At 44.3% G+C, this 26,658-nt stretch carries 28 protein-coding genes; 16 read left to right on the forward strand and 12 right to left on the reverse strand.

Features of this window, described 5'->3' with window-relative positions; translation table 11 throughout:
• The first annotated feature begins 5 nt into the window (after positions 1-5).
• Genes napA through Q8O20_RS03820 form a run of 7 tightly spaced genes read left to right on the forward strand, consistent with a single transcriptional unit; the run spans position 6 to position 6,785 of the window.
• Positions 6-2,795: a nitrate reductase catalytic subunit NapA gene (napA, locus tag Q8O20_RS03790; protein ID WP_304738291.1), complete on the forward strand. Its 2,790-nt coding sequence runs from the start codon at positions 6-8 to the stop codon at positions 2,793-2,795.
• A gap of 5 nt (positions 2,796-2,800) precedes the next feature.
• Positions 2,801-3,598 (forward strand): ferredoxin-type protein NapG, encoded by a 798-nt coding sequence (gene napG / locus Q8O20_RS03795; RefSeq protein ID WP_305530048.1) that lies wholly within the window; start codon positions 2,801-2,803, stop codon positions 3,596-3,598.
• A complete protein-coding gene (gene napH / locus Q8O20_RS03800) occupies positions 3,598-4,413 on the forward strand; it encodes a quinol dehydrogenase ferredoxin subunit NapH (RefSeq protein ID WP_305530049.1) in 816 nt (271 codons plus the stop codon). The genes napG and napH overlap by 1 nt, the downstream gene beginning before the upstream one ends.
• On the forward strand, positions 4,410-5,018 hold the full coding sequence (locus Q8O20_RS03805; RefSeq protein ID WP_305530050.1) for a nitrate reductase cytochrome c-type subunit: 609 nt from the start codon (positions 4,410-4,412) through the stop codon (positions 5,016-5,018). Before napH ends, Q8O20_RS03805 begins: the two co-directional genes overlap by 4 nt.
• Before the next feature lie 2 nt (positions 5,019-5,020).
• A complete protein-coding gene (locus Q8O20_RS03810; protein ID WP_305530051.1) occupies positions 5,021-5,500 on the forward strand; it encodes a 4Fe-4S binding protein in 480 nt (159 codons plus the stop codon).
• The gene (locus Q8O20_RS03815; protein WP_305530052.1) at positions 5,497-6,438 is read left to right on the forward strand and encodes a WD40 repeat domain-containing protein; all 942 of its coding nucleotides are present in this window, start codon (positions 5,497-5,499) and stop codon (positions 6,436-6,438) included. Before Q8O20_RS03810 ends, Q8O20_RS03815 begins: the two co-directional genes overlap by 4 nt.
• Positions 6,435-6,785, forward strand: coding sequence for a chaperone NapD (locus Q8O20_RS03820; protein ID WP_304738310.1), 351 nt, complete (start codon positions 6,435-6,437; stop codon positions 6,783-6,785). The genes Q8O20_RS03815 and Q8O20_RS03820 overlap by 4 nt, the downstream gene beginning before the upstream one ends.
• Before the next feature lie 31 nt (positions 6,786-6,816).
• Here the strand turns inward: Q8O20_RS03820 and Q8O20_RS03825 are convergent, their stop codons facing one another.
• From Q8O20_RS03825 to Q8O20_RS03860, 8 genes are all read right to left on the reverse strand, one after another.
• Positions 6,817-7,116, reverse strand: a complete 300-nt coding sequence (locus tag Q8O20_RS03825) for a c-type cytochrome (RefSeq protein WP_304738313.1) — start codon at positions 7,114-7,116, stop codon at positions 6,817-6,819.
• A gap of 66 nt (positions 7,117-7,182) precedes the next feature.
• Positions 7,183-7,866: an anaerobic ribonucleoside-triphosphate reductase activating protein gene (locus tag Q8O20_RS03830; RefSeq protein ID WP_305530053.1), complete on the reverse strand. Its 684-nt coding sequence runs from the start codon at positions 7,864-7,866 to the stop codon at positions 7,183-7,185.
• Positions 7,832-8,008 (reverse strand): anaerobic ribonucleoside-triphosphate reductase, encoded by a 177-nt coding sequence (gene nrdD, locus Q8O20_RS03835; RefSeq protein ID WP_305530054.1) that lies wholly within the window; start codon positions 8,006-8,008, stop codon positions 7,832-7,834. The genes Q8O20_RS03830 and nrdD overlap by 35 nt, the downstream gene beginning before the upstream one ends.
• Positions 8,005-10,119 carry a ribonucleoside triphosphate reductase gene (locus Q8O20_RS03840; RefSeq protein ID WP_305530055.1) on the reverse strand — a complete coding sequence of 705 codons (2,115 nt, stop codon included), beginning with the start codon at positions 10,117-10,119 and terminating at the stop codon, positions 8,005-8,007. The genes nrdD and Q8O20_RS03840 overlap by 4 nt, the downstream gene beginning before the upstream one ends.
• Before the next feature lie 150 nt (positions 10,120-10,269).
• Entirely contained in the window at positions 10,270-11,379 is a 1,110-nt protein-coding gene (locus Q8O20_RS03845) for a methyl-accepting chemotaxis protein (RefSeq protein WP_305530056.1), read from the reverse strand.
• 18 nt (positions 11,380-11,397) lie between these two features.
• Positions 11,398-11,778, reverse strand: coding sequence for a PAS domain-containing protein (locus Q8O20_RS03850; protein ID WP_305530057.1), 381 nt, complete (start codon positions 11,776-11,778; stop codon positions 11,398-11,400).
• A 115-nt stretch (positions 11,779-11,893) separates the two neighbouring features.
• The gene (locus Q8O20_RS03855; protein WP_305530058.1) at positions 11,894-12,601 is read right to left on the reverse strand and encodes a response regulator transcription factor; all 708 of its coding nucleotides are present in this window, start codon (positions 12,599-12,601) and stop codon (positions 11,894-11,896) included.
• 65 nt (positions 12,602-12,666) lie between these two features.
• The gene (locus Q8O20_RS03860) at positions 12,667-14,391 is read right to left on the reverse strand and encodes an ATP-binding protein (protein WP_305530059.1); all 1,725 of its coding nucleotides are present in this window, start codon (positions 14,389-14,391) and stop codon (positions 12,667-12,669) included.
• 118 nt (positions 14,392-14,509) lie between these two features.
• On the opposite strand from Q8O20_RS03860, the gene Q8O20_RS03865 reads away from it, so the two are divergent.
• The 8 genes from Q8O20_RS03865 (at position 14,510) to Q8O20_RS03900 (ending at position 20,220) form a co-directional block, all read left to right on the forward strand.
• Positions 14,510-14,890: a hypothetical protein gene (locus Q8O20_RS03865; RefSeq protein WP_304738337.1), complete on the forward strand. Its 381-nt coding sequence runs from the start codon at positions 14,510-14,512 to the stop codon at positions 14,888-14,890.
• Positions 14,880-15,467 (forward strand): 16S rRNA (guanine(966)-N(2))-methyltransferase RsmD, encoded by a 588-nt coding sequence (rsmD, locus tag Q8O20_RS03870; RefSeq protein ID WP_305530060.1) that lies wholly within the window; start codon positions 14,880-14,882, stop codon positions 15,465-15,467. Before Q8O20_RS03865 ends, rsmD begins: the two co-directional genes overlap by 11 nt.
• 50 nt (positions 15,468-15,517) lie before the next feature.
• Positions 15,518-16,564: a flagellar basal body P-ring protein FlgI gene (locus tag Q8O20_RS03875; protein WP_305530061.1), complete on the forward strand. Its 1,047-nt coding sequence runs from the start codon at positions 15,518-15,520 to the stop codon at positions 16,562-16,564.
• Positions 16,564-16,857: a rod-binding protein gene (locus Q8O20_RS03880; protein ID WP_305530062.1), complete on the forward strand. Its 294-nt coding sequence runs from the start codon at positions 16,564-16,566 to the stop codon at positions 16,855-16,857. The genes Q8O20_RS03875 and Q8O20_RS03880 overlap by 1 nt, the downstream gene beginning before the upstream one ends.
• A gap of 67 nt (positions 16,858-16,924) precedes the next feature.
• Positions 16,925-17,131, forward strand: a complete 207-nt coding sequence (locus Q8O20_RS03885) for a flagellar biosynthesis anti-sigma factor FlgM (protein WP_304742051.1) — start codon at positions 16,925-16,927, stop codon at positions 17,129-17,131.
• 14 nt (positions 17,132-17,145) lie between these two features.
• Positions 17,146-17,577 carry a hypothetical protein gene (locus Q8O20_RS03890; protein WP_304742053.1) on the forward strand — a complete coding sequence of 144 codons (432 nt, stop codon included), beginning with the start codon at positions 17,146-17,148 and terminating at the stop codon, positions 17,575-17,577.
• A 1-nt stretch (position 17,578) separates the two neighbouring features.
• Complete coding sequence (flgK, locus tag Q8O20_RS03895) at positions 17,579-19,426, forward strand: flagellar hook-associated protein FlgK (protein WP_305530063.1); 1,848 nt, start codon at positions 17,579-17,581, stop codon at positions 19,424-19,426.
• Positions 19,426-20,220, forward strand: coding sequence for an ABC transporter permease (locus Q8O20_RS03900; RefSeq protein WP_305530064.1), 795 nt, complete (start codon positions 19,426-19,428; stop codon positions 20,218-20,220). Before flgK ends, Q8O20_RS03900 begins: the two co-directional genes overlap by 1 nt.
• 10 nt (positions 20,221-20,230) lie before the next feature.
• On the opposite strand, the gene Q8O20_RS03905 is transcribed toward Q8O20_RS03900, so the two are convergent.
• Genes Q8O20_RS03905 through Q8O20_RS03915 form a run of 3 tightly spaced genes read right to left on the reverse strand, consistent with a single transcriptional unit; the run spans position 20,231 to position 23,381 of the window.
• A complete protein-coding gene (locus tag Q8O20_RS03905) occupies positions 20,231-20,767 on the reverse strand; it encodes a hypothetical protein (protein ID WP_305530065.1) in 537 nt (178 codons plus the stop codon).
• A complete protein-coding gene (locus tag Q8O20_RS03910) occupies positions 20,764-22,827 on the reverse strand; it encodes a TonB-dependent receptor (protein ID WP_305530066.1) in 2,064 nt (687 codons plus the stop codon). Before Q8O20_RS03910 ends, Q8O20_RS03905 begins: the two co-directional genes overlap by 4 nt.
• On the reverse strand, positions 22,827-23,381 hold the full coding sequence (locus Q8O20_RS03915) for a GNAT family N-acyltransferase (protein ID WP_305530067.1): 555 nt from the start codon (positions 23,379-23,381) through the stop codon (positions 22,827-22,829). The genes Q8O20_RS03910 and Q8O20_RS03915 overlap by 1 nt, the downstream gene beginning before the upstream one ends.
• 186 nt (positions 23,382-23,567) lie before the next feature.
• On the opposite strand from Q8O20_RS03915, the gene Q8O20_RS03920 reads away from it, so the two are divergent.
• Entirely contained in the window at positions 23,568-25,487 is a 1,920-nt protein-coding gene (locus Q8O20_RS03920; protein ID WP_305530068.1) for a GGDEF domain-containing phosphodiesterase, read from the forward strand.
• On the opposite strand, the gene Q8O20_RS03925 is transcribed toward Q8O20_RS03920, so the two are convergent.
• A complete protein-coding gene (locus Q8O20_RS03925) occupies positions 25,479-26,657 on the reverse strand; it encodes a glutathionylspermidine synthase family protein (RefSeq protein ID WP_305530069.1) in 1,179 nt (392 codons plus the stop codon). The two genes, Q8O20_RS03920 and Q8O20_RS03925, sit on opposite strands and share 9 nt — an antisense overlap.
• Between the last annotated feature and the right edge of the window lies 1 nt (position 26,658).

Below are 26,658 nucleotides of genomic sequence, written 5' to 3' on the forward strand. Positions count from 1 at the left end.
CTTTTATGTCATTGGATAGAAGAGAATTTTTAAAAAGTGCCGCTGCGGCATCCGCCGCAACAGCAATAGGAATGGCAGTTCCTGCCAAGGTAGAAGCGGCAGCGCTCCAAGGGCAAGCCGGATGGCGTTGGGATAAAGCAGCATGCCGCTTTTGCGGAACGGGATGCGGAATTATGATGGCAACCAAAGATGACCGCATCGTCGCGGTCAAAGGGGACCCGTTGGCTCCGGTCAATCGCGGGCTTAACTGTATCAAAGGGTACTTTAACGCCAAGATCATGTACGGTGCCGATCGTCTCACGCAGCCGTTGTTGCGTATGAATGATAAAGGTGAGTTTGATAAGAAGGGTAAATTTAAACCGATCAGCTGGCAGCGTGCGTTTGATGAGATGGAAATACACATCAAATCAGCTCTCAAAGAGAAAGGGCCGACCGGTATCGCGATGTTCAGCTCCGGTCAGCAAACGGCGATGGAAGGGCATGCCGCACTCAAATTGATGAAAGCGGGTTTCCGTACTAATAACATCGATCCGAATGCCCGCCTTTGTATGGCTTCTGCCGTTACGGGATTCATGAACGTATTTGGAGCGGATGAGCCATCAGGCTGTTATGAGGATATTGAACTCGCCGAAACAATCGTCGCATTCGGCTCAAACATGGCGGAGATGCATCCTATTCTTTGGTCACGTGTCAGTGATCGTAAACTCAGCAATCCCGATAAAGTACAGGTAGTCGTTCTTTCAACCTACAAACACCGCACAATGGACCTTGCCGATGTTGAAATCATTTTTAAGCCGAATACCGACTTGGCAATCTGGAATTACATCGCACGTGAAATTGTCTACAATCATCCCGAAGCGATGGACAAAGAATTTTTGGATAAAAATATCGTCTTTGCAACGGGTCCTGTAGATATCGGATACGGTCTTCGAGAAGATATCAATCATCCGAAATACGGTAAAAAAGAGCTCGATACGGCAGCGAAACAAAAATCCAAAGTACTCACCGCCGATGAGGGGGTTAGTTTAGGGTATTTGGGTTACAAAGAGGGCGATACGCTGGAGATGAAAAACACCGGTGATGCGAACAAACATTGGAAAATCACCTTTGAAGAGTTTAAAAAAGGGCTTGCACCGTACACTCTCGATTACGTCGCCAAAGTTTCGAAAGGGGATGCGGATGAAAGTCTTGCCGATTACAAAGCAAAACTTCAAAAAATGGCCGATCTCTATATCGAGAAAAAACGTAAATGTTTGACGTTCTGGACGATGGGATTCAATCAGCATACGCGCGGAACATGGGTTAATGAACAAGCCTATATGGTTCACTTCCTCCTTGGAAAACAAGCAAAACCGGGCAATGGAGCATTCTCCCTTACAGGTCAGCCATCTGCGTGCGGAACGGCGCGTGAAGTAGGAACTTTTGCTCACCGTCTTCCTGCGGATATGGTCGTTATGAACCCGGCACACCGAAAAATGGCAGAGGGTATTTGGACGATTCCCGATGGCACCATTAATCCAAAAGCGGGATCGCACTTTACACAAATCCACCGTGATCTCGAAGACGGTAAAGTAAAATTTGCATGGGTCAGCGTCTGTAATCCGTATCAGGATACGGGAAATGCGGATCACTGGATTAAAGCGGCGCGCACGATGGACAATTTCATTGTTACTTCCGACGGCTATCCGGGAATTTCGGCAAAAGTATCCGATTTGATTTTACCGAGTGCCATGATGTATGAGAAGTGGGGAGCCTACGGTAATGCGGAACGCCGCACGCAGCATTGGAGACAACAAGTCACTCCAATGGGGGATGCGATGTCCGATACCTGGCAGTTTGTTGAACTCTCCAAACGCTTTACGATCAAAGAGGTATGGGGAGCACAAAAAATTCCGGGTCTTGATGGCGGCTTGCCTGACGTGATGGATAAAGCCAAAGCGATGGGATACAAAGAGAGCACAACACTGTATGAAGTGCTCTTCGCCAATAATCGTGCAAAAGCGTTCAAATGGCCTGATCCGGTAGGAAAAGGGTATCAAAACTCTGAAGTTGAGGGCGATAAACGTAATGTCGTCGGGAGTGACGGTAAAGTGTTCAAAGGGTATGGATTCTTTATTCAAAAATATCTGTGGGAAGAGTATCGTAAATTCGGTGACGGGCATGGGCACGATTATGCCGATTTCGATACGTACCACCGTGTCCGCGGTCTGAAATGGCCGGTAGTGGATGGTAAAGAGACCTTCTGGCGTTACAACGCGAAATACGATCCGTATGCGAAAAAAGCCGCTAACGGTGCCTTTGCGTTTTACGGTCATGCGTTCAAGGATATTCCAACCGGAAATCTGCAAGGGGTTACAAACAGTGCGAAAGTGAATTTGGATAACAAAGCCAAAATCTTCTTCCGTCCGTATATGGAGCCGACCGAAGTACCGGATAAAAACTATGACATCTGGTTATGTACGGGTCGTGTACTTGAGCATTGGCACAGCGGAACGATGACGATGCGTGTTCCTGAACTTTATCGCGCTGTTCCTGAGGCGTTGTGTTATATGCACCCTTCCGATGCTGAAAAGCGCGGTGTCAAACGGGGTGAAATGGTGTGGGTAGAATCGCGTCGAGGCAAAGTAAAAGCGCATGTTGAAACACGCGGCCGTAACCGACCTCCTCGTGGACTCGTATTTGTCCCGTGGTTTGATGAAAAAGTATTTATCAATAAAGTGTGTTTGGATCATACGTGCCCGATTTCCAAACAGATCGACCATAAAAAATGTGCAGTCAAAATTTATAAAGCGTAACGACGATGAAAACTGAAACTCCTAATGAACGTCGCCGTTTTCTCCTCTCTATCGCTAGAGGGATTGGGCTTAGTGCGATGGGGGCTTTGGTCTGGAGCGCTTATGTGGGTGAAGTGAAAGCGGCGCCTCTCGTTTTGCGTCCTCCTGGGGCATTGGATGAAGCGGAATTTATTAAAAACTGTATCAAATGCGGTTTGTGCGTGGAAGCGTGTCCTTACGATACTCTTATTTTGGCACGCCCGGGAGACAATCTTCCGATGGGGACTCCTTATTTTACGCCAAGAAGTGTTCCGTGTTACATGTGTACCGATATTCCCTGTGTTCCTGTATGTCCGAGCGGTGCGCTCAATGAGCTCTCCGTTACCAGCTATGTAAAAAACAAAGCCGTTTTGGACATCAACAAAGCACATATGGGTTTGGCGGTTGTCGATGAGAACTCATGTATCGCAACATGGGGGATTCAGTGTGATGCGTGCTATCGTGCCTGTCCGCTTTTAGGAGAGGCGATTACGATCGAACACTCCAAGAACGACCGTACCGGGAAGCATGCCTTTTTAAAACCCGTTGTTCATCCGGATCAGTGTACGGGATGCGGGCTGTGCGAACATGCTTGTGTTACCCAGATTGCCGCGATTCATATTCTCCCTAGAGCGTTGGCCATGGGGAAAGTGGGAGACCACTACATCAAAGGATGGGATAAAGAGGATGAAAAACGGTTAGAGGGTGCCTCTATCGAGGTGACCAAAACAAAAATAAGTGAAAAGAGCGCGCTCGATTCACTGAATGATGAAGGGGGCTTGTAATGAAAAACTATCGCTACTTACTCCTTCGTCGATTAACGCAAATATCCCTTTTGGTTCTTTATGTAGGAGCCAATATATGGGGATGGAAAGTGCTTCAAGGTAACTTAAGCAGCTCATCGGTGCTGGGTGTTGTTCCCCTGAGTGATCCTTATGCCGTGATGCAAATAGCCGTTACGGGTGCAAGTCTGGGGATAGATATATTACTGGGTGCGTTAATTGTGACTCTGTTTTACGGGGTTATCGGGGGGCGTGCTTTTTGCAGCTGGGTTTGTCCTATCAATATGATTACCGACACTGCGGCATGGTTACGTCGAGTTTTGAAATTTTCCGAAGTGCAAAAGCGATTTTATATGAATCGTTCTTTGCGCTATTGGATTCTGGGTCTGAGTTTAATCCTCTCCGCCCTTATGGGTGTGGCGGTATTCGAACTTATTAGCCCTATTTCGATGGCGCATCGAGGTCTTATCTTCGGTATGGGTATGGGTGGCGGCGCACTGGCCGTAATCTTTTTATTTGATTTGCTGGTGCATGAAAACGGATGGTGCGGGTATGTGTGTCCCCTTGGGGCTACCCATTCGCTTATCGGGAAATTTTCTTTAATTCGTGTTTGGCACGATGCAGCAAAATGTACTGATTGCCGCAGTTGTATTACGGTGTGCCCTGAAAAAGAGGTGCTTCATATGATCAACCGCAGCAGTGAGAGTGTACTTATGGGCGAGTGTACCAATTGCGGCAGATGTGTAGATGTCTGCCAAGAAGATGCTCTGCGATTTTCTATTCGAAGTTTTACAAAACAACCAAAGGATGAGGAATGAAAGCTAAACTACTAATCGGCAGCTTAGTCGCTGCGTCACTGATCATTAGCAGTCTCTATGCTGTTAATACAGAGGTGGATGAAACACAATTGGGATTACGTAAAGTCGATATTTATACCGAAGATACGGCACTCCCTAACGGTACCAACTACAATAAAGAGGCTCCGGGGACATCGAAACTGTTTGACCGTGCGTATACCAATGCACCCCCTATGATCCCCCACGATATCGATGATTTGGGGGAAATCGACAAAAACAATAACTCATGTCTCGGGTGTCATATGCCTGAGATCGCCAAAGATATGGGGGCGACTCCGATCCCTAAGAGTCACTTTACCAGTTTTAGACCGGCGGTATCGGTCGATGATGATGATAACCTCAAAGCAGAAAGCGATGAGCAAATCATTAAGAAAGATTTGAAAGGGCAGCTGTGGCAAGGTCGTTATAACTGTTCAGCATGTCACGCTCCGCAGACAAAAGGGGATTTAAAAGTGGCGAATACCTTTAAACCTGCCTATACCGATAAAAAAGGGCAAAAGCATAAAAACAAATCGTATCTTCTTGATGAACTCGACATCGGTGTCAAAGTCGGAAACGGTTTGTAAAGATGGAACACGAAGCACGTCGGGGTTTTTTCGGTGCCATTGCCTCTCTCTTTAAAGAGGAAGCGCAGTATATCGTCCGTCCCCCTTACGTGATGGAGGGTACGACATTTAATGAATGTCTTGCCTGTAATGGCATGTGTGTAAGCGCATGCGAAGAGAAGATTATTGATCGTGATACGCAAGGGATCCCTTTTTTGAATTTCAAAATCTCGGGATGCAGTGATTGCCATAAATGTTTGGAGGCCTGTATCCCTACAGTACTCAGCGATCCGACGAAATTTATCCAAGGACATGCAAAAATTACGATGATGAACTGCATGTCACATCACGGGACGATTTGTTTTTCGTGCAAAGAACCCTGTCTGGAAAATGCGATTGTGTTTAAAGGGATGTTGAATCCTATAATTCTTCCCGAAAGATGTACCGGTTGCGGCTATTGTATCGGTGTATGCCCCAGTGGAGCAATAGAGGTGGTAGCGTGAAATTTTTATCTCTCTTTTTCCTTTTTATAGTTCAAGCGGTTGCAACGGTAACACCTCCTGCAGCAATTCTAAAAACCGACGGATTGATTAGTGACATGGTGGTTCGGGAGGGGAAAATCTATGCCTCTACCGATACCGGTGTCGTCAATGTGTTTGATCTCTCTTCACGGCGTAAACTCTCCTCAATATCTCTTCCGAGCGTCCATAGCAGTTCCGGAAAAATATTTGTACCGAAAATCTATTCGGTGGATCATTTTGCGGGGTCAACCGTAATGGTCTCTGAGAGCGGCGAATCGTTTCGTAACGTCTATCTGTGGCGTGAGAATAGACTGGTGAAGGTAATCGGCAACGCGAGCGGATTGTTGATCAAAAAAGTCCGATTTGTGGACGCCAATCATCTTCTATTCGGACTCTCCGGCGATGCCGTCGTTTTGATGGATGTGAAGACGAGAAAACGACTTTATGAAGTTCAAGCAGGCGGCGGAGTATTCGGAGATATGGCACTGAGTCCCAATCGTTCTCTTGTTGCCGTAGGGGATGAGAGCGGTGAAATCGTTCAGATAGAGGCACGAAGCGGCAAAGTACTTAAGACGCTCAGCGGAATCAATCTCGATGCGATTAATCGACTTGCATACCAAAACAATACGATTATCAGCGGCGGACATGACCGAAGGGTCGGGGTGTATAAGGCGCATGGGAGTTATTTCATCGAAACAAATTTCTTCGTCTACGCCGTAGGGCTGAGTCCCTCATCCTCAATCGGGGTGTATACGGACGGAGATGAAAATGAGTTGCAAGTCTTTGAGCTGGAAACCCAAAACAAAATCGGGCGGCTCAAAGGGGGAGAGAGCTTGTATGATACGCTGATCTTTTTGGATGAGCATACCCTTATAGGTTCCGGAGAAGAAAATAAAATTTACTATTGGAGAATACCGTGAATATTTCAAGCATAGTGGTGCAAACCAATCCAAAGTTTACCGATGAGGTGGTCGAAATTTTCAAATCGTCCGATTTCTGCGATTACCATTTTCACGATGAAAAAGGGCGCATTATTGTCACTATCGAGGGGAGCGGTGTCGAAGAAGAGATTGTAAAGCTGGTAAAGATACAAGAGATGGAACACGTGATTTCAGCCGATATGTCATTTGCCTACAGTGAAGATGAACTCAATGCGGAACGCGATAAACTTGAAGCGGTCGGTAATGATTTACCGCAATGGCTGAATGATGAAAACGCGACAAAACGGGATATTAAATACAACGGCGATCTGAAAGACCGTTTTTAAAAGATGGATCACCCCTTGCGGGGGGAGAGTATTATTTGGAGATGTGTGCGGCGATAGCCGTAATCTGAGCATCGTTTAAAGATGCAACTTGACCTTTCATAAGCCCTTTCGAAACTCCGCCGTAACTGCCGTCTTTGTATCCTTTGAGGGCAGTGATGATTTCTGCCGAACTCATATCTTTAATTATTTTGCTTTTACCCAATGCCGCTTTTTCACCCTGCATTCCATGACAAACAGAACATTTTTTGTAAAGCGCCGCACCGTCTTCCGCCGCAAAAGCTGTTGACCCTAATCCAACCAATACTGCCAATACCATTACACTTTTTTTCATCGTAAACTCCTAGTATAAAGAATACATTATTATAAAATATTATGGTATCCATCCCTTTGACCTGAGTCAATTTCTCATGCAAATGGTATCAATCAGCAGCGATAAATCGCTCAGTTGGTGCATGGGGGCCAACGCTCCTATGGTTTCGACTCCGTTTCGAAAAGGTTGCACATAGTAGGGGGCGTCATAGCCGGAAGCTTTGAGCTTTTGTGCCATCTCTATCAGCTCTTTTGCTTCCAGTAAATCGCTATGCCATGTTGTGCGTACTTCATACGCGAGTGAGCTTTGGCGGAGGATATCAAAGCTCTCCCAAAACCGTTTTTCACTTCCGCCGCCGCAGATATCGGTCATTTTGGATGCGGGTGCTTTGTAATCCAATGCGGCGTAATCGATCAGATTCTCACGAATTAGCGCACGAATCACATCGGGACGCATGGCGTTGGTATCGAGTTTTATTTTAAATCCAAGCGCTTTGATCGAGCGGCAAAAAGGGATCAGGTTAGGGTAGAGAGTACACTCTCCGCCGCTTAGAACTACCCCCTCGAGCAATCCGCACCGTGAGGATAAAAACGCCAGGGCTTCCTCTTCGCTCAGTTTTCCTTGGCCGAAAACAATATCGGGGTTATAACAGTAGGTGCATCGCAGGTTGCATCCCGCAAACCAAAAAATGGCGGCAGGGATATCGGGGTAGTCTAGAAGGGTAAAGCGGGTGATATCATAAAGCGGCAACATGACGTTTAGAGGATTCATGAAAGCAGGTTCGCTCTTTATGCTCCCCTTTTTTACCGAGATTAAAACTCTCTACCGGGCGGTGGTATCCCATCACACGGGTATAGACCATGCAACGTGTACGCAAGCTCTTGCTTACTTCTAAAATATCATGGGACTTCATACGTTTTCCTTGTGTTGGTGTTGACTCACTATTTGCTCATCGCATTTCGGACAAAATTCATATTCTCCGCTCAAATAGCCATGGTGCGGACAAATTGAAAATGTCGGGGTTACGGTGATGTAGGGGAGACGGAAATTGGTGATGACATTTTTCACCATAGCCCGGCACGCTTCGCCTGAACTCAGCCGCTCATTCATATACAAATGGAGCACGGTTCCCCCCGTATAACGGCATTGAAGCTCATCTTGGAGCGTCAGTGCTTCGAAAGGGTCATCGGTATAATCGACGGGGAGTTGAGAACTGTTTGTGTAATAAATATTTTCCCCCTCACCCGCTTGCAATATATCGGGGTAGCGTTTTTTGTCTTCTTTGGCGAAGCGATACGTCGTCCCCTCTGCCGGCGTTGCTTCAAGGTTGTAGAGATTGCCGCTTAATTCTTGAAATTCGCGCATCCGTTCCCGTAAATGATCAAGGATATTTTGTGCCATCTCTATCCCGTACGGCAATGAAATATCTTGATCATTTTCGCTAAAGTTGCGAATCATTTCATTGAGTCCGTTCACTCCGATGGTCGAAAAATGGTTTCGAAATCCTTTGAGGTAACGGGCGGTATAAGGGTAAAGCCCCCGATCAAACATATCTTGTACAAAAAGACGCTTTTTCTCCAAGGTCGAATACGCAATATCGAGCAATGTGTCCAAGGCGCTCATCAACCCCTTATAATCATTTTTATAAAGGTATCCCAATCGGGCCATATTGATCGTCACGACACCGATACTTCCCGTCATCTCCGCGCTTCCGAAAAGTCCGTTCCCCCGTTTGAGCAATTCGCGTAAATCGAGTTGAAGTCTGCAACACATGCTTCGTACCGCACCGGGTTTGTACGCATGGGGATTTTCTATCAGATCGCCTGATTCATTGCGGATATATTGGCTGCCGATAAAATTTTGAAAATAGCTGGAACCGATTTTAGCCGTATTTTCAAACAGAACATCGGTGTTCTCTCCATACCAGTCGAAATCCTCGGTGATATTGACGGTAGGGATCGGAAAGGTAAAGGGCTGTCCGCCGCTGTCTCCTTCGGTCATTACCTCATAAAATGCGCGATTGATGATATTCATTTCCGTTTGAAAGTCACCGTAGGTGAGCTCTTTAAGTACCCGTTTGCCCCGCTCATAAAGTTTGCGTTGATGATGTGCCGTTTCACTAATCTCTTCAAAAAGATGGTGGTCACGGTAGGTTGGAAACTGCTCTTTTAAATCTTCGGGAACCACCCAGTCAATCGTCACATTTGTAAACGGCGATTGCCCCCAGCGTGCGGGGACGTTGAGATTATAGACAAATCCCCGTATCGCTTTTTTCACCTCTTTATAGGGGAGGGCATCGATAAATACATAAGGGGCGAGATAGGTATCAAACGAACTGAATGCTTGCGCACCTGCCCATTCCGATTGCAATATTCCTAAAAAATTGGCCATTTGTCCCAGTGCTTCGCGTAAATGGCGAGGCGGAGCGCTCTCTACCCGTCCGCGTACTCCGTTAAACCCTTCATTCAAGAGGGCTCTTAGACTCCATCCTGCGCAGTAGCCCGTGAGGCAATCGAGATCGTGGATGTGGATATCGCCGTTTCGGTGGGCGGCACCCTCATGAGGAGAATAGACTTTGTCAAGCCAGAAATTGGCGATCACTTTTCCCGCGAGGTTGTTCACCAGTCCTGCATTGGAATAGCCGGTATTGGCATTGGCATTGACCCGCCAATCGGACTTGTGAATATACTCTTCGACGCTTTGGGTGCTGTTGATATACGTCGTGTCTTCTCCCAGCCCCAAAATATGTTCGCGCTGCATTTTGTGTAGAAAGCGGTAGGTTACAAACGATTTCATCACCTCAAAATAGTGCGCATCGAATAAAGAGCGTTCGATAAGGTCTTGAATTGCTTCGACTTCAAAAATATGTTCGAGCAGGACGCGATTTAAAATGGTTTCAATAACACTCTCATCCGGGGATGCATGGACACTTTGAAAGGCTTTGCGAATAGCATCTTCGATCTTAAAAGGGTAAAAAGGCTCTGCAGAGCCGTCTCGTTTGATAACGCGTTGAATCGTCTGCATTAGTGTATCTCCGGATGATGGTAGGGGGATCTTTATTTATAAAAGTGATTGTAATGCATTACGCAAGAGAAGTCTTTGACCTGAATCAATTTATCGAAGAAGAGAGGGATCCGAGAGTGACGAATTCTCGGAAAAAGCTTAGTATTGTAGTTATTGCAATCGATCCATCGATTGAAGAAGCTCTTCCATTTTGTCATCGACACTCCCGACATAGGTTGTCAGATCCATCATCTCATCCATATTTTTGTTGAGAGAGTCGCTGTTGTCGTTGATCGCTTGGATCAGGATGTTAATCGTAGCGGCCGTTTCAGCGAGACTTTTTTGGGTACGTTCGGCGAGTTTGCGCACTTCATCGGCAACTACGGCAAAACCGCGTCCGTGTTCACCTGCACGTGCCGCTTCGATTGCCGCATTGAGTGCAAGAAGATTGGTCTGATCGGCGATATCCCCGATGGTGGTCAAAATCTGTTTGGTCTCTTGGGCATTGCCGGCAAGGGTTTGGAGATTGTCGGAGAGTTCATGCTCTTTATTTGCTACTCTTTGAATCCGCTCTACGGTGGTGTTGATCATCCCGTTGAGTTCGACAAACTCTTTTGAACGGAGGCTTTCAATCGTATTTTTAAGCTGTTGGGTATTGTTGTTGAGTACCGCTTTAGCGTCGTTGTTTTCCTGCTCCATCGATTGCAGTGCCACACCCAAAGCATTGATTTTCTCAAGCATTTGCGCCATTTTTCCCTCGACGGTGACATTGGCACGGGTAGAAAACTTTCCTTCACTCAACGACTCTAGAACTTTGATCGCTTGATCGAGATTTTTTTCGGTCGAATCGAGCATCGCATTCATCGTTTTACGAAGCAGATGGATGTGTGGGGATTTGGAATCACTGGCGACACGGCACATAAAGTGTCCGCGACTTACTTTATCGGCGAGGAGAACCATCTCTCCGGCTACTTTGATATCCTGTTCCAAAATACCCTCATGCGTTTGTGCAAGACGGTTTAGTTTTTCTTCGATACTGTTCGCTTCCGCAGGGATATCTTTTAGCTGATTGCGTTTAAACTGGATCAGCTCTTGGAAATCGATTAAGTGCTGAGTGAATGTATCAGACCCCGAACTCGAAGCAGTGCTGAGGGCTATCGCCGTTCCCATAAGGAGGACGATCACTCCCGATGTCATCCAAACCGAGCTGATCGTGATGGTCAGAACCAAACCTAAAATCCCTAATACCGATAAAATAATTATTTTTGTCGTGTTGTTCATGGTTGCTTTGCCCTTTGGTTATCGCATTGTTTTATAGAGTTCTTCTGCCGCTTTGATCTCAGCAGGTGAAGCTTTTCGTCGACATGACATATAGCCCCCTTGTCCTTCTCCGCATTCGATATTCGGATAGACAGTGGCAAATACCCAGTAAAAACCGCCGTTTTTGGTGGCATTTTTGACATACCCTTTCCATACTTTGCCCGCTTTCACGGTGTCCCATAAATCTTTAAAGGCAGCATGGGGCATATCACGGTGGCGGACGATATTATGAGGCTGGCCGATAAGCTCCTCAAGGGTATATCCCGCTATCTTGCAAAAATCCTCATTGGCAAAAATAATTTTCCCTTTTGAATCGGTTTGTGATACCAAAAAATCGGTATCGTTGAGTGTGTATTCCACTTTTGCCCCTTATTACAGTGTTGAATCATCTAATTTCAGATATTCGCATAACTAATTGCTTGTATAGTAGCTTGGCAGGGTTATTTTTTGGTTATTTTATGCTCAGAAGATAGACTTAGCTTAGAAGGGAGATTTTATACCCCAAATTTTTAACGGTTTCTATGGCGTCTTCACCGATTTTAGAACGCAATTTTTTGACAAGAGTTTTAACACTGCTCTCGGAAATAACCTCCCCACTCCATAATAGGTACTCGATCTGGGTCTTACTTAGAACCGAGTGTCTATTTTTAATCAGCAAAGAGAGCAATTCAAACTCTTTTTTCGTCAATAACAGCATTGTACCCTCATGGCTGACTACCTTATGGGTTAAATCAACGTGAACACCGTTGTTGAGTTGATAGAGATGTTTTGCCGTATGCTGTTCCTCGGAGAGGGCCGCTTTTTTCTTGAGCAGTACATGGCATAGACTTAGAACTTTTTCGATTTGGATCGGTTTGACCAAATAATCGGTAATGTTTAACGGAATAACTCTAAGAAGGGTTTTTGAATCCGTATGTGCTGACATAAATATGACCGGTACATTAAGATCAAATTCTCTCAGTTGTTCGATAAAATCAGCACCGTCTTGATAGGGCATACGCATATCGGTGAGGATGATATCGACTTTTTGAGATAATGCGTTGTCATACGCTTCATAGCCGTTCGTTGCGGTAATGACATTTTTAAAATAGCGTTTTAAAATATTGACGAGAGAATTTAATGCGATGGGATCGTCTTCGGCGATTAAAATAGAATATTTTTTAAAAAGATCATACGTTTCCACTCTATTGTTTCCCTTTTACAGCTGATGTCTCATCTATTATAACCATTTGTTTTCTGATAGAAACATTAAAAACGGGGAAGTGTAAGGGTAAAAGTGGATATCCCTTTTTTTGTGTGGGGCTGGAGAATAAGATCCCCTTTTAAATGTCGTTTTGCAAGGGTATGGGCAATGGTAAGTCCCAACCCCGTCCCCATCTCTTTTGTAGTGTAATAGGGTTCAAATATCCGTTTGGCGGTAAGGGCATTGATCCCTCCTGCACTGTCGCTGACATCGATACGAAGCGTGTCATCGTAGGCAAAAAGGGTGAGGGTGATAGTGCAATCCGCGGAGCGACGTTTGAGCGAGTGATCCAGTGCCTCTTTGGCATTGGTAATAAGATTGAGGAGAATTTGTTTAATGAGGGCAGGATGACTGCTCAGATTAAATCGCTCCGGCACTGATTCGTCTTGGCATGGATGCAATAGTTCATTTCCCTTCGCGCATACCGTTTCCAGCGTAATTCCATGTGTCGTAAGCTGCGTTAGGTAAAGTGTTCGAATCTCAGTGACGATTTCGACTAAATTACACAGCTCTTCTTTTTTTTCATCGACAAAAAAGTTCCGAAAGGCATCGATCGTCTGAGACATGAATTGCAGCTGCTCCATGACCCCTTTCTCAGAAGTTTTTAAATACTCTTTATTGAGTTCGCTGTGGTTGAATGCACTCACTAAATCTTGCATAATCAGCCCTATCGAGTTAAGCGGCTGTCGCCATTGATGGGCGATCGCTCCGAGCATATCTCCCATCGCTTCAAGTTTAGACTGATGGGTAAGCATAATCTTGTTTTTTGTCCTCTCTTCTTCGAAACGATGAAGATTGAACCGAATCATACCTACGAGCGGAACAACTATGAGGAGCAGTGATAAAAGGATAATCAATCCGAATTGGACAAGTCTGCGGATCAAAATATCATTGGGAGATACTTTCGGCTGATAAAGGGCTAAAAGTTTTTGACCGTTCAGATCGAGGGAGAAGGCAACGGTATCAGCGTTGATCCACCGATACTCACTTTCGTTAAGGAGAGAAAAATGCGATTCTGAGAGCTGGAAATACTCAACGGCGCTTTTAGCGGGAGATCGGTATTTTGACCATGACCAAGTCGGTTCGGGATGAATTAAAAAATAGCCGTCTTGATCAATGAGAAAAAAAGTCGAGTCGTTGTTGCTTTTGAGGTGTTGTATCCACTCTTGCATATAGTAGTTGATAACGATGATTCCAATTTTTACGCCGTTTTCATATACGGCTATTCCAGCACGCAGAGTAGGGTTAAACGGCGTATCAAGCTTGCCGTGTTCCATGTTAAGATCCAACTCGGAAAAGTCAACGACGTTTTCTGAGAGTACGGCAAATTGTTTAAAATAGTAGCGATCCGCTTTGTTTTGGAGTTTATCAGCCGAGGTTTGACGGATACTCCCATCACGAAGACGATCGAATCGTATCTTCTCATCCCCCTTTAAATCGATAAACCGTATTTGCATAATGTGCGTGTCGGCTTTGAGAAAATGATAGAATAAAGAGGGGTCAATATGTTCAGAAAGGGATCTAAGAATTTGAGATTGCGTTTGCTGAAATTCATTTATACGGGACTGATTTATCGTATGCTGCTGTTTTAGCCTCTCCAGTGCTCGAGATTGAATATCGCTGTGAATAACCCATATTCCTGATCCTAATACCAATATTGAGAGCGCTATTCCGACCCATAGATTAGTCCAAACAAAATTTAATCGGCTCTTTTTGTAAAAAAGGTTCATTGTGTATAACTTTATAGTAGTATAAGTTTTATTCGGCACCATTTTAACGCAATTCAAGAGAGGAGTGTGCTAAAATACCTTTATATAATAATCGAATATTTTGTACAAGGCAAACGGCGTGAAAGTAGCTATTCAGTGTGATTCTCCATTACTGCAACGTTCCTTGGAACTTTTTTTAGAAGGGCATCTGAGCTCACTTCGCCAGTGCGATATTCTGATCCGTGACAAAAATATCCATGATGATCAGTATCCCACCTTCGTTGTCGGGGTAGGGGAATCTTCCGATCTGATTAAACCGTTTTCAAAAGCACAATTGCTCCATGCATTGAATCAAAAATTCGAATCTGAAAAATATGCCCCCGTCGCGATTGAAGAGGAGACATTCCCCTCCAGTGAAGAGGGGGTGAGCTTTGATATTCTGGAGCGTCATATTGATAAACTGACGCGGGAGTACAAAGAGAACATTTTAAAAGCGATACGGGCATTTTATGAAAAATAATCCAACTATTACCAAAAAAATTATTGCCGGAAAATACAAAGGCAAAACGCTCAAACTCCCCTCCAAAGAGACGACACGCAGCTCGAAGGGGATTGTCTTGGAGTCGTTTTTCAATACGTTACAGTTTGATATTATCGATGCTGTTTTAGTAGAAGTGTTCAGCGGAAGCGGTTCCATCGGGCTTGAAGCACTCAGTCGCGGAGCCAAAAAAATTATTTTTATGGAAAAAGACCGTGATGCGATACGAACGCTCCGTGAGAATATCGCCCAAACCGATCCATCGGCTTGCGAAATTGTCGAAGGGGATAGTTTTAGTAACATGGCTCACGTAAAAAAGCGTCTTGCCTCGTTGGGCGAGAGTGCTTTTATCTACGTTGATCCCCCTTTTTCAATCCGCGAGGGGATGGAAGAGATTTACGATAAAACGATTGATATGATCGCCTCTCTTCCTCTTGAAATGGCGACTTTGATTATTATCGAGCACATGAGTACCCTCGAATTGCCCGATGCCATCGGTCATTTTAACCGCCTCAAATCCAAACGTTTCGGGAAAACTTCACTCACGTATTACGCCTAAGCCATTTTTGGAATAGCCTTTGCTTTATCCTTTGGAATAAAAGGATGGGCATGAGAATTTTCGTATTACTTTTTTGTTTGTTAACCCTCTCCGAAGCGGCACGTATCAGCGAAGTCGCTAACATCGTCGGCGTTCGTGATAACCAAATTATCGGTTACTCTCTCGTTGTCGGTTTGAAGAAGACGGGTGACGGTACGACCTCAAAATTTACCCTCCAATCGATCGCGAACATGCTTAAAGCGATGAATATCGATATGAATCCGGTTGATATCAAATCCAAAAACGTTGCCGCTGTCGTTGTTACGGCAAAATTTGCCCCCTTCGCACGCCAAGGGGATGCGTTTGACGTTACCGTCTCTTCCATCGGAGATGCGAAATCGCTTGAGGGGGGGACATTGTTAATGACTCCTCTCAAAGGGGTTGACGGCAAAATCTATGCGCTTGCGCAAGGTTCGATCAGTATCGGCGGTAAAAATGAAAAAGGTGCCGGTGCCGAGTCTCACCCGACGGTCGGAATGGTTTACGGCGGTGGTTTGGTAGAGCGTGAAATTAACCAAGACCTCTCTCATCAGCAAAATGCGACCCTTTCACTAAAAGCATCTAATTTTGCCAACTCCGTCGCGATCCAAAAGGCTATTAATGCAAAGTATCGCGATAACATCGCTTCCGCAGTTGATTCAAGAACGATTATGCTACAGCTTCCTAAAAACAGATCAATGGTGGAGTTTTTAGCCGAGGTGCAAAGTCTCGATATCGATTACGCACAAGAACAAAAGATCATTATCAATGAACGGACGGGGACGATCGTTGCCGGTATCGATGTCGAGGTCAAACCGGTGGTCATAACACAAGGGGACATCACCGTCAAAATTCTTTCTCAAAACAATGTCTCCAAACCTGCAGGTAGTGTAGCTATGGACAAAAGTCTTGTAATCGGATTGAATGAAAATGAAGTCTACACCGAAAAAGGGACGACGACGGTTGCCAACATAGCACGATCTCTCCAAAAGCTGGGTGCAAGTCCCAAAGAGATGATTTCGATTCTGCAAGCGATGAAAAGTGCCGGAGCTATCTCGGTTGATTTGGAGATCATCTAATGGATATCACGAGCGTACAGCACCAAAGAGCGATTCCTACCATCGGAACCAAAGAGGGTGATAAAGTGCTTCGGGAGAAAACCGATCAGTTTGAAGCGATTATTGTGAAAATGATGCTCGATGAAGCGATGAAAGACGAAAAAAATGTTTTTACCAGCTCCAACGATCCGGGAGACAAGATTTTTAAATCAATGTATCGTGAAGAGTTATCCAACGCGAGTGCAGGGGGATTCGGGTTTTCTCAAATGCTTTTTGAACACCTTAGTCAAAAGGGTGAAAAAACAGAGAAATAGACTAAATTAATAATGGTTTTTGCCGATATGGTAAGTACATATCATAAACGGATAACAAGGATTCACCATGATCTCAAGTGTGAACGGGTCGTTGCTTAAAGCGACATATCAAGAACCGGCATTAAAAACCAAAGAGCAGGAGAAATCCATGCAATCTATTACCAAACAAGGTGACACAAGCCGAATCGAAGAGCTAAAAGCTTCTATCGAAAAAGGGGAATACCGTGTCGATATCGAAGCGTTAGCCAAGCGAATTGCGCAAGAGCTGACCTAACCGTATAGGAGTTTATGATGTTGTCTTATCAGTTACAGAGTGCTATCAAAGATCTTGAGACGCTCATATCTTTATCGCGAGATGATATCAATGATATCAAAGAGGCAAAGCACAATCCTCAGTTTGACCGTTTGTCAATCAAAGAGGAAAAGATAAAAAGCTTTGAACAGAAAAAAGCGATGATCGATCGTGAAATCTCAAAACTGATGACGCAACATCCAGCACGTCCTCTCTCTGAACTTTTAGATAATGAACAACATCAACAACTCGATTCCCTTAAAGAACACCTCTCTCTTTTACGTGAAGTCAACCAGCAATACGCAAAAATGGTTTTGAGTGTAGGATCATTTTACAATACTCTGTTAGAGCGTTTGGTTCCGACGCAAATGCAGGGATATCAAAAAGTGGCGACCTCGGAAGCCTCATTTTTGGAAATACGAGCATAATATGGCATCAATTTTTAACGCTTTGCACATCGGTTACAGCGGTTTAAACGCAGCACAAATCGGTATCGATACGACCGGTCATAACATTGCTAATGCCGAAACCGAAGGGTATTCTCGTCAGCGTGTTGTTACCGCTGCGGCAAAACCGCTGAGTGTGGACCCGGGACAACGGGGCGGCGGAACTCAGATTACCGAAATAGTGCGCGTATTTGATGAATTTGTCTTTGGACGGTTATCCAATGCAACTCAAAACAAAGAAAATTCCGATATTCTGAAAAAAAATCTTGAAGAGCTTTCAACCTATTTTCCCGAAATCGATGATGTCGGTATAAAAAATGATTTGCAAAACTATTTTGATATGTGGCAATCTCTTGCCAACAACCCTAGTAATACGGCACTTAAAGTAGCATTGGCACAGCAAGCGCAAACGATGGCTCAGCATGTTCAAGAGACACGTGCGCAAGTATCGGGTTTGCAAAGTTCTTTGAATGATCAGGTTAAAGTCAACGTTGATGAAGTCAACCGAATTGCCAAAGAGATTTCAAAAATAAATATAGAGATTAATAAAGCTGAAGCCGGCGGAGCTAATAATGCCAACGATTTGCGAGATCAGCGTAATCAACTTGAAATAACGTTGACAAAGCTTGTTAATGCGAAAGTGTTGGTAGGTCAAGTAGAAACGAATAACGTTATTGACAGTAATATTGCACTTAAACAAGGAAGCTACACGATACAAATCGGCGGTTTCAATATCGTTGACGGTGGTTCATTTCACCCGATTGGAATGGATAGCGAATCGAATCCGAACGGCTATAATGATCTGTATTATGAGCGTCAAGACGGAGTTAAAATTCCCTATGCCGATCGTATCACCGGAGGAAAAATCGGCGCTCTCTTGGAATTAAGAGGCTCAACCATCGGGACAAACGGAGAATTCGAAGACGGATTTTTACAAGAGACCATAAACAACCTCGATGCCTTTGCAAAAGGGTTGATAGAAGCTACGAATAACGTCTATGCGCAGAGTGCGACGACGTCAATGGTCTCTAATCCTCTCAGTTTTTCAAATAATCAATCTTTGATGAGTACCGACGAAAATTTTGCATCGGGTACATTTGACATCGTAGTGTATGATATAGACGGAAATGCGGTCGGCCGACGTACTATAAATATCGATGAGGGGACACTTATCGATGATTCCCCTATGACGTTGAACAGTATTACCGGGCAGATCAACAATTCACAAGATGATAATCAAGACGGCAATGCGCTGAATGACATTGATGATATGTTACTGGCGACGTTTAACACAAATCAAAAAGTATTTCAGATCGATTTAAAAGCATCATTACTTGAGCAAGGGTATACCTTTGCGATTGAAGATAAAGGAACCAACTTCGCCGGAGTAACGGGCCTTAATCGCTTTTTAGACGGATCGGATGCGAAAAGTATTGCCCTAAACCGTGAGTTAAAAGAGGATACGAGTAAAATAAAAGGGTTTAAATCTCCTGCAAACGGGGATAATCAAACTGCATTGGCTATGGTCGAATTGCAGTTCTCGTCCGTTACCTTCGGGAATGGATTCGCTAAAACAACAGACACGATATACGGCTATTTTGATACCTTAGTCACCAAAGTCGGAACAAGAACGAATTCAGCCATATTAGCGAATGATTCACTTACGGCGCAATACAATTCTATTAAGCAGGAATACGATTCGGTCAGTAAAGTGAGTATTGATGAAGAGTTGGCCAATCTGATCCGCTATCAAACATCCTACGGTGCCGCCGCCAAAGTTATCACGACGATCGATCAAATGATGACGACCCTTTTAGGTATCAAGGCATAATGCCTTTTTTTAGTATTGCCGCGCTGGTCGGGGTGATTTTCTTCTCTTTTTTCGGACCGTTTTTTTATACTCTCGATCCGCTCCTTTTAGATTCTAAAGCTATTTTAGCTGAGCCTTCTCTCAGTCATTGGTTCGGCACAGACCGTTTAGGGCGTGATTTGTTGGTGCGGTTGATGGAGGGGGGACAGGTATCGCTGTTGATCGGCTTTGCAAGTGCTCTTATTTCTACTCTCGTCGGATTGCTTTATGGGGTAAGTGCCGCATTATTGCGTGGCGGATATGACAAACTTTTTATTGTAGTAGTCGATCTCTTTTTGACCTTTCCAACCCTCTTTTTGCTTTTAACACTGGTCAGTTACGTCAATGCATCGATTTGGGTATTAGTGCTGATTATCTCTATTACGGGATGGATGGGGACGGCACGGCTGATCCGTTCCGAGAGTTTTGCGATCGCTTCGAAGCCTTATATCCGTATATTACATATCGCAAAGGTGCATCCACTGAAGATTATTTTTAAATATTATGCACCGCTTTTAGCTCCGATTGTGCTGGTTAGTTTTACGTTTGGAGTTGGTGGGGCGATTTTGGCAGAATCAGGACTCTCGTTTTTGGGTCTTGGAATTGTAGCGCCGCAAATGAGCTGGGGAAGTATTCTCAGCGGCGGTAAAGAGGTGATTGACATAGCGTGGTGGGTGAGTTTTTTCCCGGGGCTTTTAATCTTTATCGTCACTTTTTCTCTGATGAATATATCGAATGCTTTGCAAGGACGACTGAATCAAAAAGAGATGCGATAGGGGAAAAGCGTTATTGCACCATTCTCGCAATTTCCAGAAGGCTGTCAGGGAATGAAAAACGGTTGTTTCGAAGTGCTTTTGCATTGATTAGAATAATAGGAGTTCTCTCCATCCGAATCGAAAGTAACAAACCGTCGTCGGCTAGTTTATCCGCATCGTAGAGAGCGGTTATTGCACCTGTTGAGCCGACGGCATTATGGACTTTACTGAGCTGTGACAAGCTCGCTTTGAGAGCATAGATAAAGTGATACGACGTTGTTCCGTCAAGTTTATCAAACGGAAGTGCCGTTGCATTGATCGGACGACCGTTAAGACGGCCGTTAAATTTAGACATCAATATTTTGATACATGAGGCGGCGGTATCATCATCTCCTCTGTCGTAGGCGATCAAAATTTTGATAGGTGTTTTGACGTTAGAGGAGAGGATATTTTTTTCCAATACGGCGATTTTAGGTAGCAAAGAGAGCTGAGTTTCCAACAAAAATGGATCATAGGTGGCACTCCACCCTGTGGTCGCAATAAAAAGACTTATTAGGAGACGTTTCAAAATGTCCCCCTAAAAGTAAGTAGGAAGGTACGACCTGTTGAAGGGTAGTCCCCATCATAGGTGTTTGTTGGGCTAGGGTAAAACTCATTTTTATCGAAAAGATTTTTAGCCGTTAGCTGAACTTCACTCTGGAATTGTGGAATTTTATATCCAATAGAGGTATCGACGATACCGATGGCTTTCATATCGCTACGCTGATCAGTGGTTGCTCTAGGTGTTGCACTTTGCCACCGTCCGGCAAGAGAGGCGTACCAGTTGGTATCGAGGGTATGCGTCATAAATCCTCGTGCTGTGTTGCTTGGAGCATTGGGCAATGTAGCACCTTGAGCGTCTTCAGCCCAGATATGGGTAAATGCTCCGTAAAAAGAGGTCTCATCATAACGTTTGCGCCATTCGGCTTCAAATCCACGAATTTTGCTTTTTGAACCGTTAATATACTCGTATCGTAAGAATGTACTATTGTATTGAGGATAAATTTGATCTTCATTGTTGAGTTGGAAAAAGTTTACCGATAAAGTGTGATCCGTTTCAAATCGATGAATCAACTGGGTTTCGTAGGCTACTACGGTTTCGGGAATGAGGTTGGGGTTTCCCCATCGGGCTCTGTTATTGAGGGTATACATCTCTTGCCAAGAGGGATTTCTATGGGCACGGGAGATTGAAAACTTGATCAGATTGTCGGGATTAAACGTATATAAGAGTGCGGCACGAGGATCTACTTGGGCGGATAAATTGTTTCGTTTATCTATCGTCAAGGAAGCATAGCCGCTTAGTGAGGAGGATAAAACCCGCTCATACGTCAGGTAGGTTGTTAGATTGTTAATCGATCCATTCGGACTGAAAAAAGGGAGTATGGTTGAATAATCGGTCATTTCCGTTCCGCTGTCACGGTCGGTTGTTATCGTTTTTTCAGAGTTAACACTGCTCCAAGATTTACCGATTCCAAATGTTGCTTCTCCTCCTAATACGGTGCCGCGGAGGGTGTTGTTAACTCGGTAGGTCCGTATAATCGCTTCGTGTTCACCGTAAAAACCGTCCAGATAGGTGACAATACTCGTAGGCGGAGTCAGCGAAGGGAGCCGTAAGCCTGCGGGTGCAAGAAGCTGATGGCTGATAAAACTGTCTTGTACGATAGATGCTTGGAATGTTCCGGTAAAATCTTCCAGATTGTAGTGGGTACCGGCACGAAGCTGCCATTGATCGATATTGTAGTGATCCTCTCCAGAAGCAAGGGCATAGTTAATGCCTCCACCTGAACCGTGGCGGTAGGAGGAGATACGGCCGTCGGAAAAAAAGTCCCCTTTAGCGAGAGAAAATGAAAACATGGTGGCATCGGTAGAAGAGGGTGCGTTGCCGGATCGAGAGAGAGGTGCATTGGCTACACCTAAAAGATTATTTGAAAGGCCGTCTTGACCATAAGGGAGTGAAAGATTGTCGTGTACGGTGTAGAGATCTGCGGCAAAAGAAAAGTCATTGTCTCTCATCGCATACGAAGCACCTGCTTTGTAGGTATTGTGCGTACCGGCAGAGGTGAACCAGCGGCCATTTTTTTCTGTATCGGGTTCTTTTTTATAGGTTGTTACAATAATCGATCCGGCATACCCCCAGTGTCCGTCACTGTAGCTTCCTGGGCCTCTTACAATTTCGATTCGCTTGATCATATCGATCGGCATACTCAGATACGCCGTATAACCGTCGAAGAATAGATCGTTAACCTCGACACCGTCAAGGATGAGCTTGCTTTGTCCGTAGGCGACAGGATTTGAACCTCGGATGACCGGATTAAACAAGGAAAGGTTATCGCTGGCCATATTGACGCCGGCAGCGAGGGAGAGAGCCTCTTTAAGTGAAGATGCACCGGCACGGGAAAGTTCTTCGCCCTCAAATACCGTCATTATGTAGGGGAGGTAGTCAATGTTTGAGCGTTGGGTTTTTGCTGTTTGAGCAATAGTGTTCATCTCATCGGCGAGAGTATTAAAAAGGTTTTGATCCGATTTTGTTTCGGTCGCTAAAAGCGAAAGCGGGAGCAGTAACAGAGCACAAGAGAAGCGGGTTTTCATCAGTATTCTTTCCTAGAGACGGCATAATCTCGTATTGTTAAAATGACGGGGTATCGATCTGCGCCGATCATGTGTTGGAGCGGCCCGATTGGAACATACGGAAGCGCGGAGTGTTGTAGCAGACGGAGAAAGCTGGGTTCAACGGCACCGACCCATTGCATAATATTGTAATCGGAAGCGATTCGATAGAGCTCTTTTTGCATAATTTTCATAATCTTGATGGTATTTTTGAAAGTTCGGTGTGCAGCTGCAACCGTAATACGTGAAATTTCAGCTGTTATCTGGTCACTTTGCAGTTTATTGGTATCAATGATCATACTGTTGAGTGTCGGTAATCCGAAGGTAGTATTGGGGAGAACAAGGCGGCAGGAAGCTATTAAGTTCTCTTTCTCCCACACACCCAATAGAAGAGAATGCTCATCATATCGGTCATATTCAATCTTATCAGACTCATCATGAGGTTCAAAAAAATGGAATTCTTCAACGAAAATCGCATAACGCTGCTGCAAAATTGCATTTTTTTCAGCTACTGTCGATGCGACTTGGCATTTCACCGATTTCATCCTTTGAGTTAATATTTAAATATAGTACTAAAACCGTTAATAACAGCTGAATAAAGATAGATTAAATAAAGTTGATTGTATATTATGCAGTTAAAATTCTTATTTCACTTTAATATAGTTACAGTGCAAAGATTGCATGATTTTTAGAATAATCTTTTATCATTAGAAGGCTTAAAAATGTATCGTTCACGAAGTCGTCTTTCTTATAAAGTTGTCGGTTCTTTAATACTTGTTTTTTTACTGATGTTTATTACGTTCGGTATTCTTATTAGTATTACTTTTGAAAATACGAAATTGGCTTCGGAAAAACAAAAAGCTGATTTACTCTTGCAAACGATTGAAAAATCACTACAGATGGCCCTTTATCTGAAATTTAATGAGCAAATCGCTGAAAAGGTTTCTCCTGTTGTATCGGTTCCCGGTGTTATAGAACTTTCGGTTCGTGATAATAATGGCAAATTGTTGTATCTGTACACTACCGAGAAAGAGAAGCCGCTAAACATACACAATGCGATTTCAGCTACGCATAAAATACAAGAGCCGACATCAGGTCATTTTATGGGTTCCATTACGTTGTATTACAATGATTTGGCGTATGATGAAACACGTCAGGCTATGTATAATGTTTTTTACGGGGTAGGGATAAGTATCGCACTGATTTTCTTTTTTGCCGTGTGGTGGGTGCGCTATCTTCTCTCCCCATTAAGTCAAATTGCGCAAAAAGTTCGTGACTATCGACCGGGTGACCAGATGGTACTAGAAGAAGAAGGTAGTGTAGAGATTGAACAAATTGTGACTGCCTTTAATGCGATGCAGGGGACAACGTACCGTTATTTGAGACAAATGGAAGCGATGAATATGTCTCTTGAGGGGGCAGTGAAAGAAAAAACGCTTGAGCTGGAAAATCAATATTACAGTGATCGATTGACCGGTTTGCCGAATCGGTTTAGACTGCAGGAAAAATTGCTTCAAGGAGAGATAACGGCTCTGGCAATTGTCAACGTGGATGATTTTAAAGAGATCAATGATTTTTTCGGAATTGAGATCGGGGATGAAATGCTGATACAAATCGGTGCCTGGCTCAATGTACTATCGGGCTCATGTTATCGTTTGGGGAGTGACGAATTTGTATTGACTTTTTCAGATACCCTTAGTTCGACTGAACTGGAACATCGATTGATAACTCTTATGAAACTTTTAGATGAGAAGACGTTTACCATCAAAGATGAGAGTTTAAATATTAGAGTGACAATCGGTGTCGCTTTAGGTACCGAAAATGTATTAACGCGTGCCGATATCGCATTACACTATGCCAAAGAGAATAAAAAGCAGATTGCATTTTACAATCAAGAAGAGAGAGTTGAAGAACAATACCGCTCTAATTTAACGATGGCTTCGGATGTTCGAAGAGCCCTTTTTGAACATCGTATTCTGTGCCATTATCAGCCGATTGTTGACTTCAAAACAGGTGAAATCCACAAATATGAAACATTGGTTCGGATGATTGACGACGCCGGTAATATGATACCGCCGATGGAGTTTTTACCTATCGCAAAACAAACCAAACTTTATCCGCAAATCACATTAGAGGTACTTTATCAAGCGTGCACCCTTTTCGCTACGCGCAGTGAGGAGTTCTCTATTAACCTCTCCGACAGTGATATACGTAATTCCCATACGGTGAGTGAGATTATCAGAACGATTACCGAAACCGGTACCGCACCTCGAATCGTCTTTGAGATTTTAGAATCGGAGGGGATCGAAAGTTATGAGGAAGTGACACAATTTATTACCAAAGTCAAAGCATTGGGGGCAAAAATTGCGATTGATGATTTCGGGACGGGTTATTCGAATTTTGAAAACATACTTAAATTGAGTGTCGATTACATCAAAATAGACGGTTCGTTGATTCGGGAAATCAGCAGTAATCCGCGTCACCATATTATTGTCGAGACGATTATCGATTTTGCACGAAAAATCGGTGCAAAGACGATTGCGGAATTTGTTTCGGATGAAGAGATTTACAACACCCTCAAAAACTTGGATGTTGATTATTCACAAGGATATTTTACCGGTAAACCGATATCGTTATCGTAAAACATGCCCCACAAATTTTGACATATTGCCTAGAATTTTTCCGCCGCGACGGAAACCTAAGCCACACGCTTCATACGCAAAAAAGACTCCTGCTTGATAGCTGTTGCCGTTAGTGTCTTTCGGGAATTCAACGTACTCTTGGTAGATCGGTTTGAAGTTCCCGTACGGGCCGTCGTTTGCTTCGATCACAGAGCCTGAGGCGTCCATAATCCGTACATTCGCACCTTCACGACCAAACATCCGTTTCTCGACCTGCTGGAGCCCTTTAAGAGGCTCATATGAGGTTTTAAGAAGGTATGGAGAATCAGGGAAGAGATCACAAAGAATTTTCATCATCCCTTTGGATTGAAAGAGTAACGTATAGGCAGGATTGAGGATAATCGCTTTTTGATTGTTCATAATACTACTGAGCTGTGTCGCTAGTTCCGGCTCTTCGATGGCGATATCTTCCCAAGGGTAGAGCTTGAACCAATACTCATACGGCTCTTCTGCGCTGTCATAGATCCCTTCATCGTCAAACTTCACACCCCCTAGAGGTTCGAATCCGCTCTCGAATCCGGCATCGATTGCCATTTGCTGTAGGAGACGGGTTGTTTGTTCCTCTTCGATATTGCCGCTGATCGAGCTGAAAAGAATTTTCCATCCGTCGTAATGTTTTTCAAATGTTTCGGGATCATCGAAAAGGGTAACAAGACGACGGAAGTTATCGCGGATCGCCTCATAGACGTTGTTGAATTGTCGCTCTTCGTCCATTTTGTTATGTTTAAGTAATGCCCACTGCAAGATAGCCGTTTCGAAAAGAGAGGTCGGGGTGTCGGCATTGAATTCGATCAGTTTTATCGCAGAGCCGCCGATCCCCCCTGCGAGATCAAATCTGCCGTAGAGATGCCAATGGACATCGTTTTCCCAGCTTTTTTTGATTGCGTCGATCAGGTTAAACGGAATGCCGAGATCAAAAAAGAGGTTATTGTCGATGACATGTTGTGCGGCAGTGGCGTACATATCATACAACTCATTGACCGCTTCATAGTATGCTTCTGCTTCACGATCCGAGACCACAACCAACTCATCGGCTATGTATTTACTTGCGTCGCTGTCGGTGTGCCAGCCGAATCCGAATTGCTCTAATGTCTGATCATCAATCGGCGTGATTTTTTGGAGAGAGACCATA

Source organism: Sulfuricurvum sp. (assembly GCF_030691015.1).
Classification (GTDB): Bacteria; Campylobacterota; Campylobacteria; order Campylobacterales; family Sulfurimonadaceae; genus Sulfuricurvum.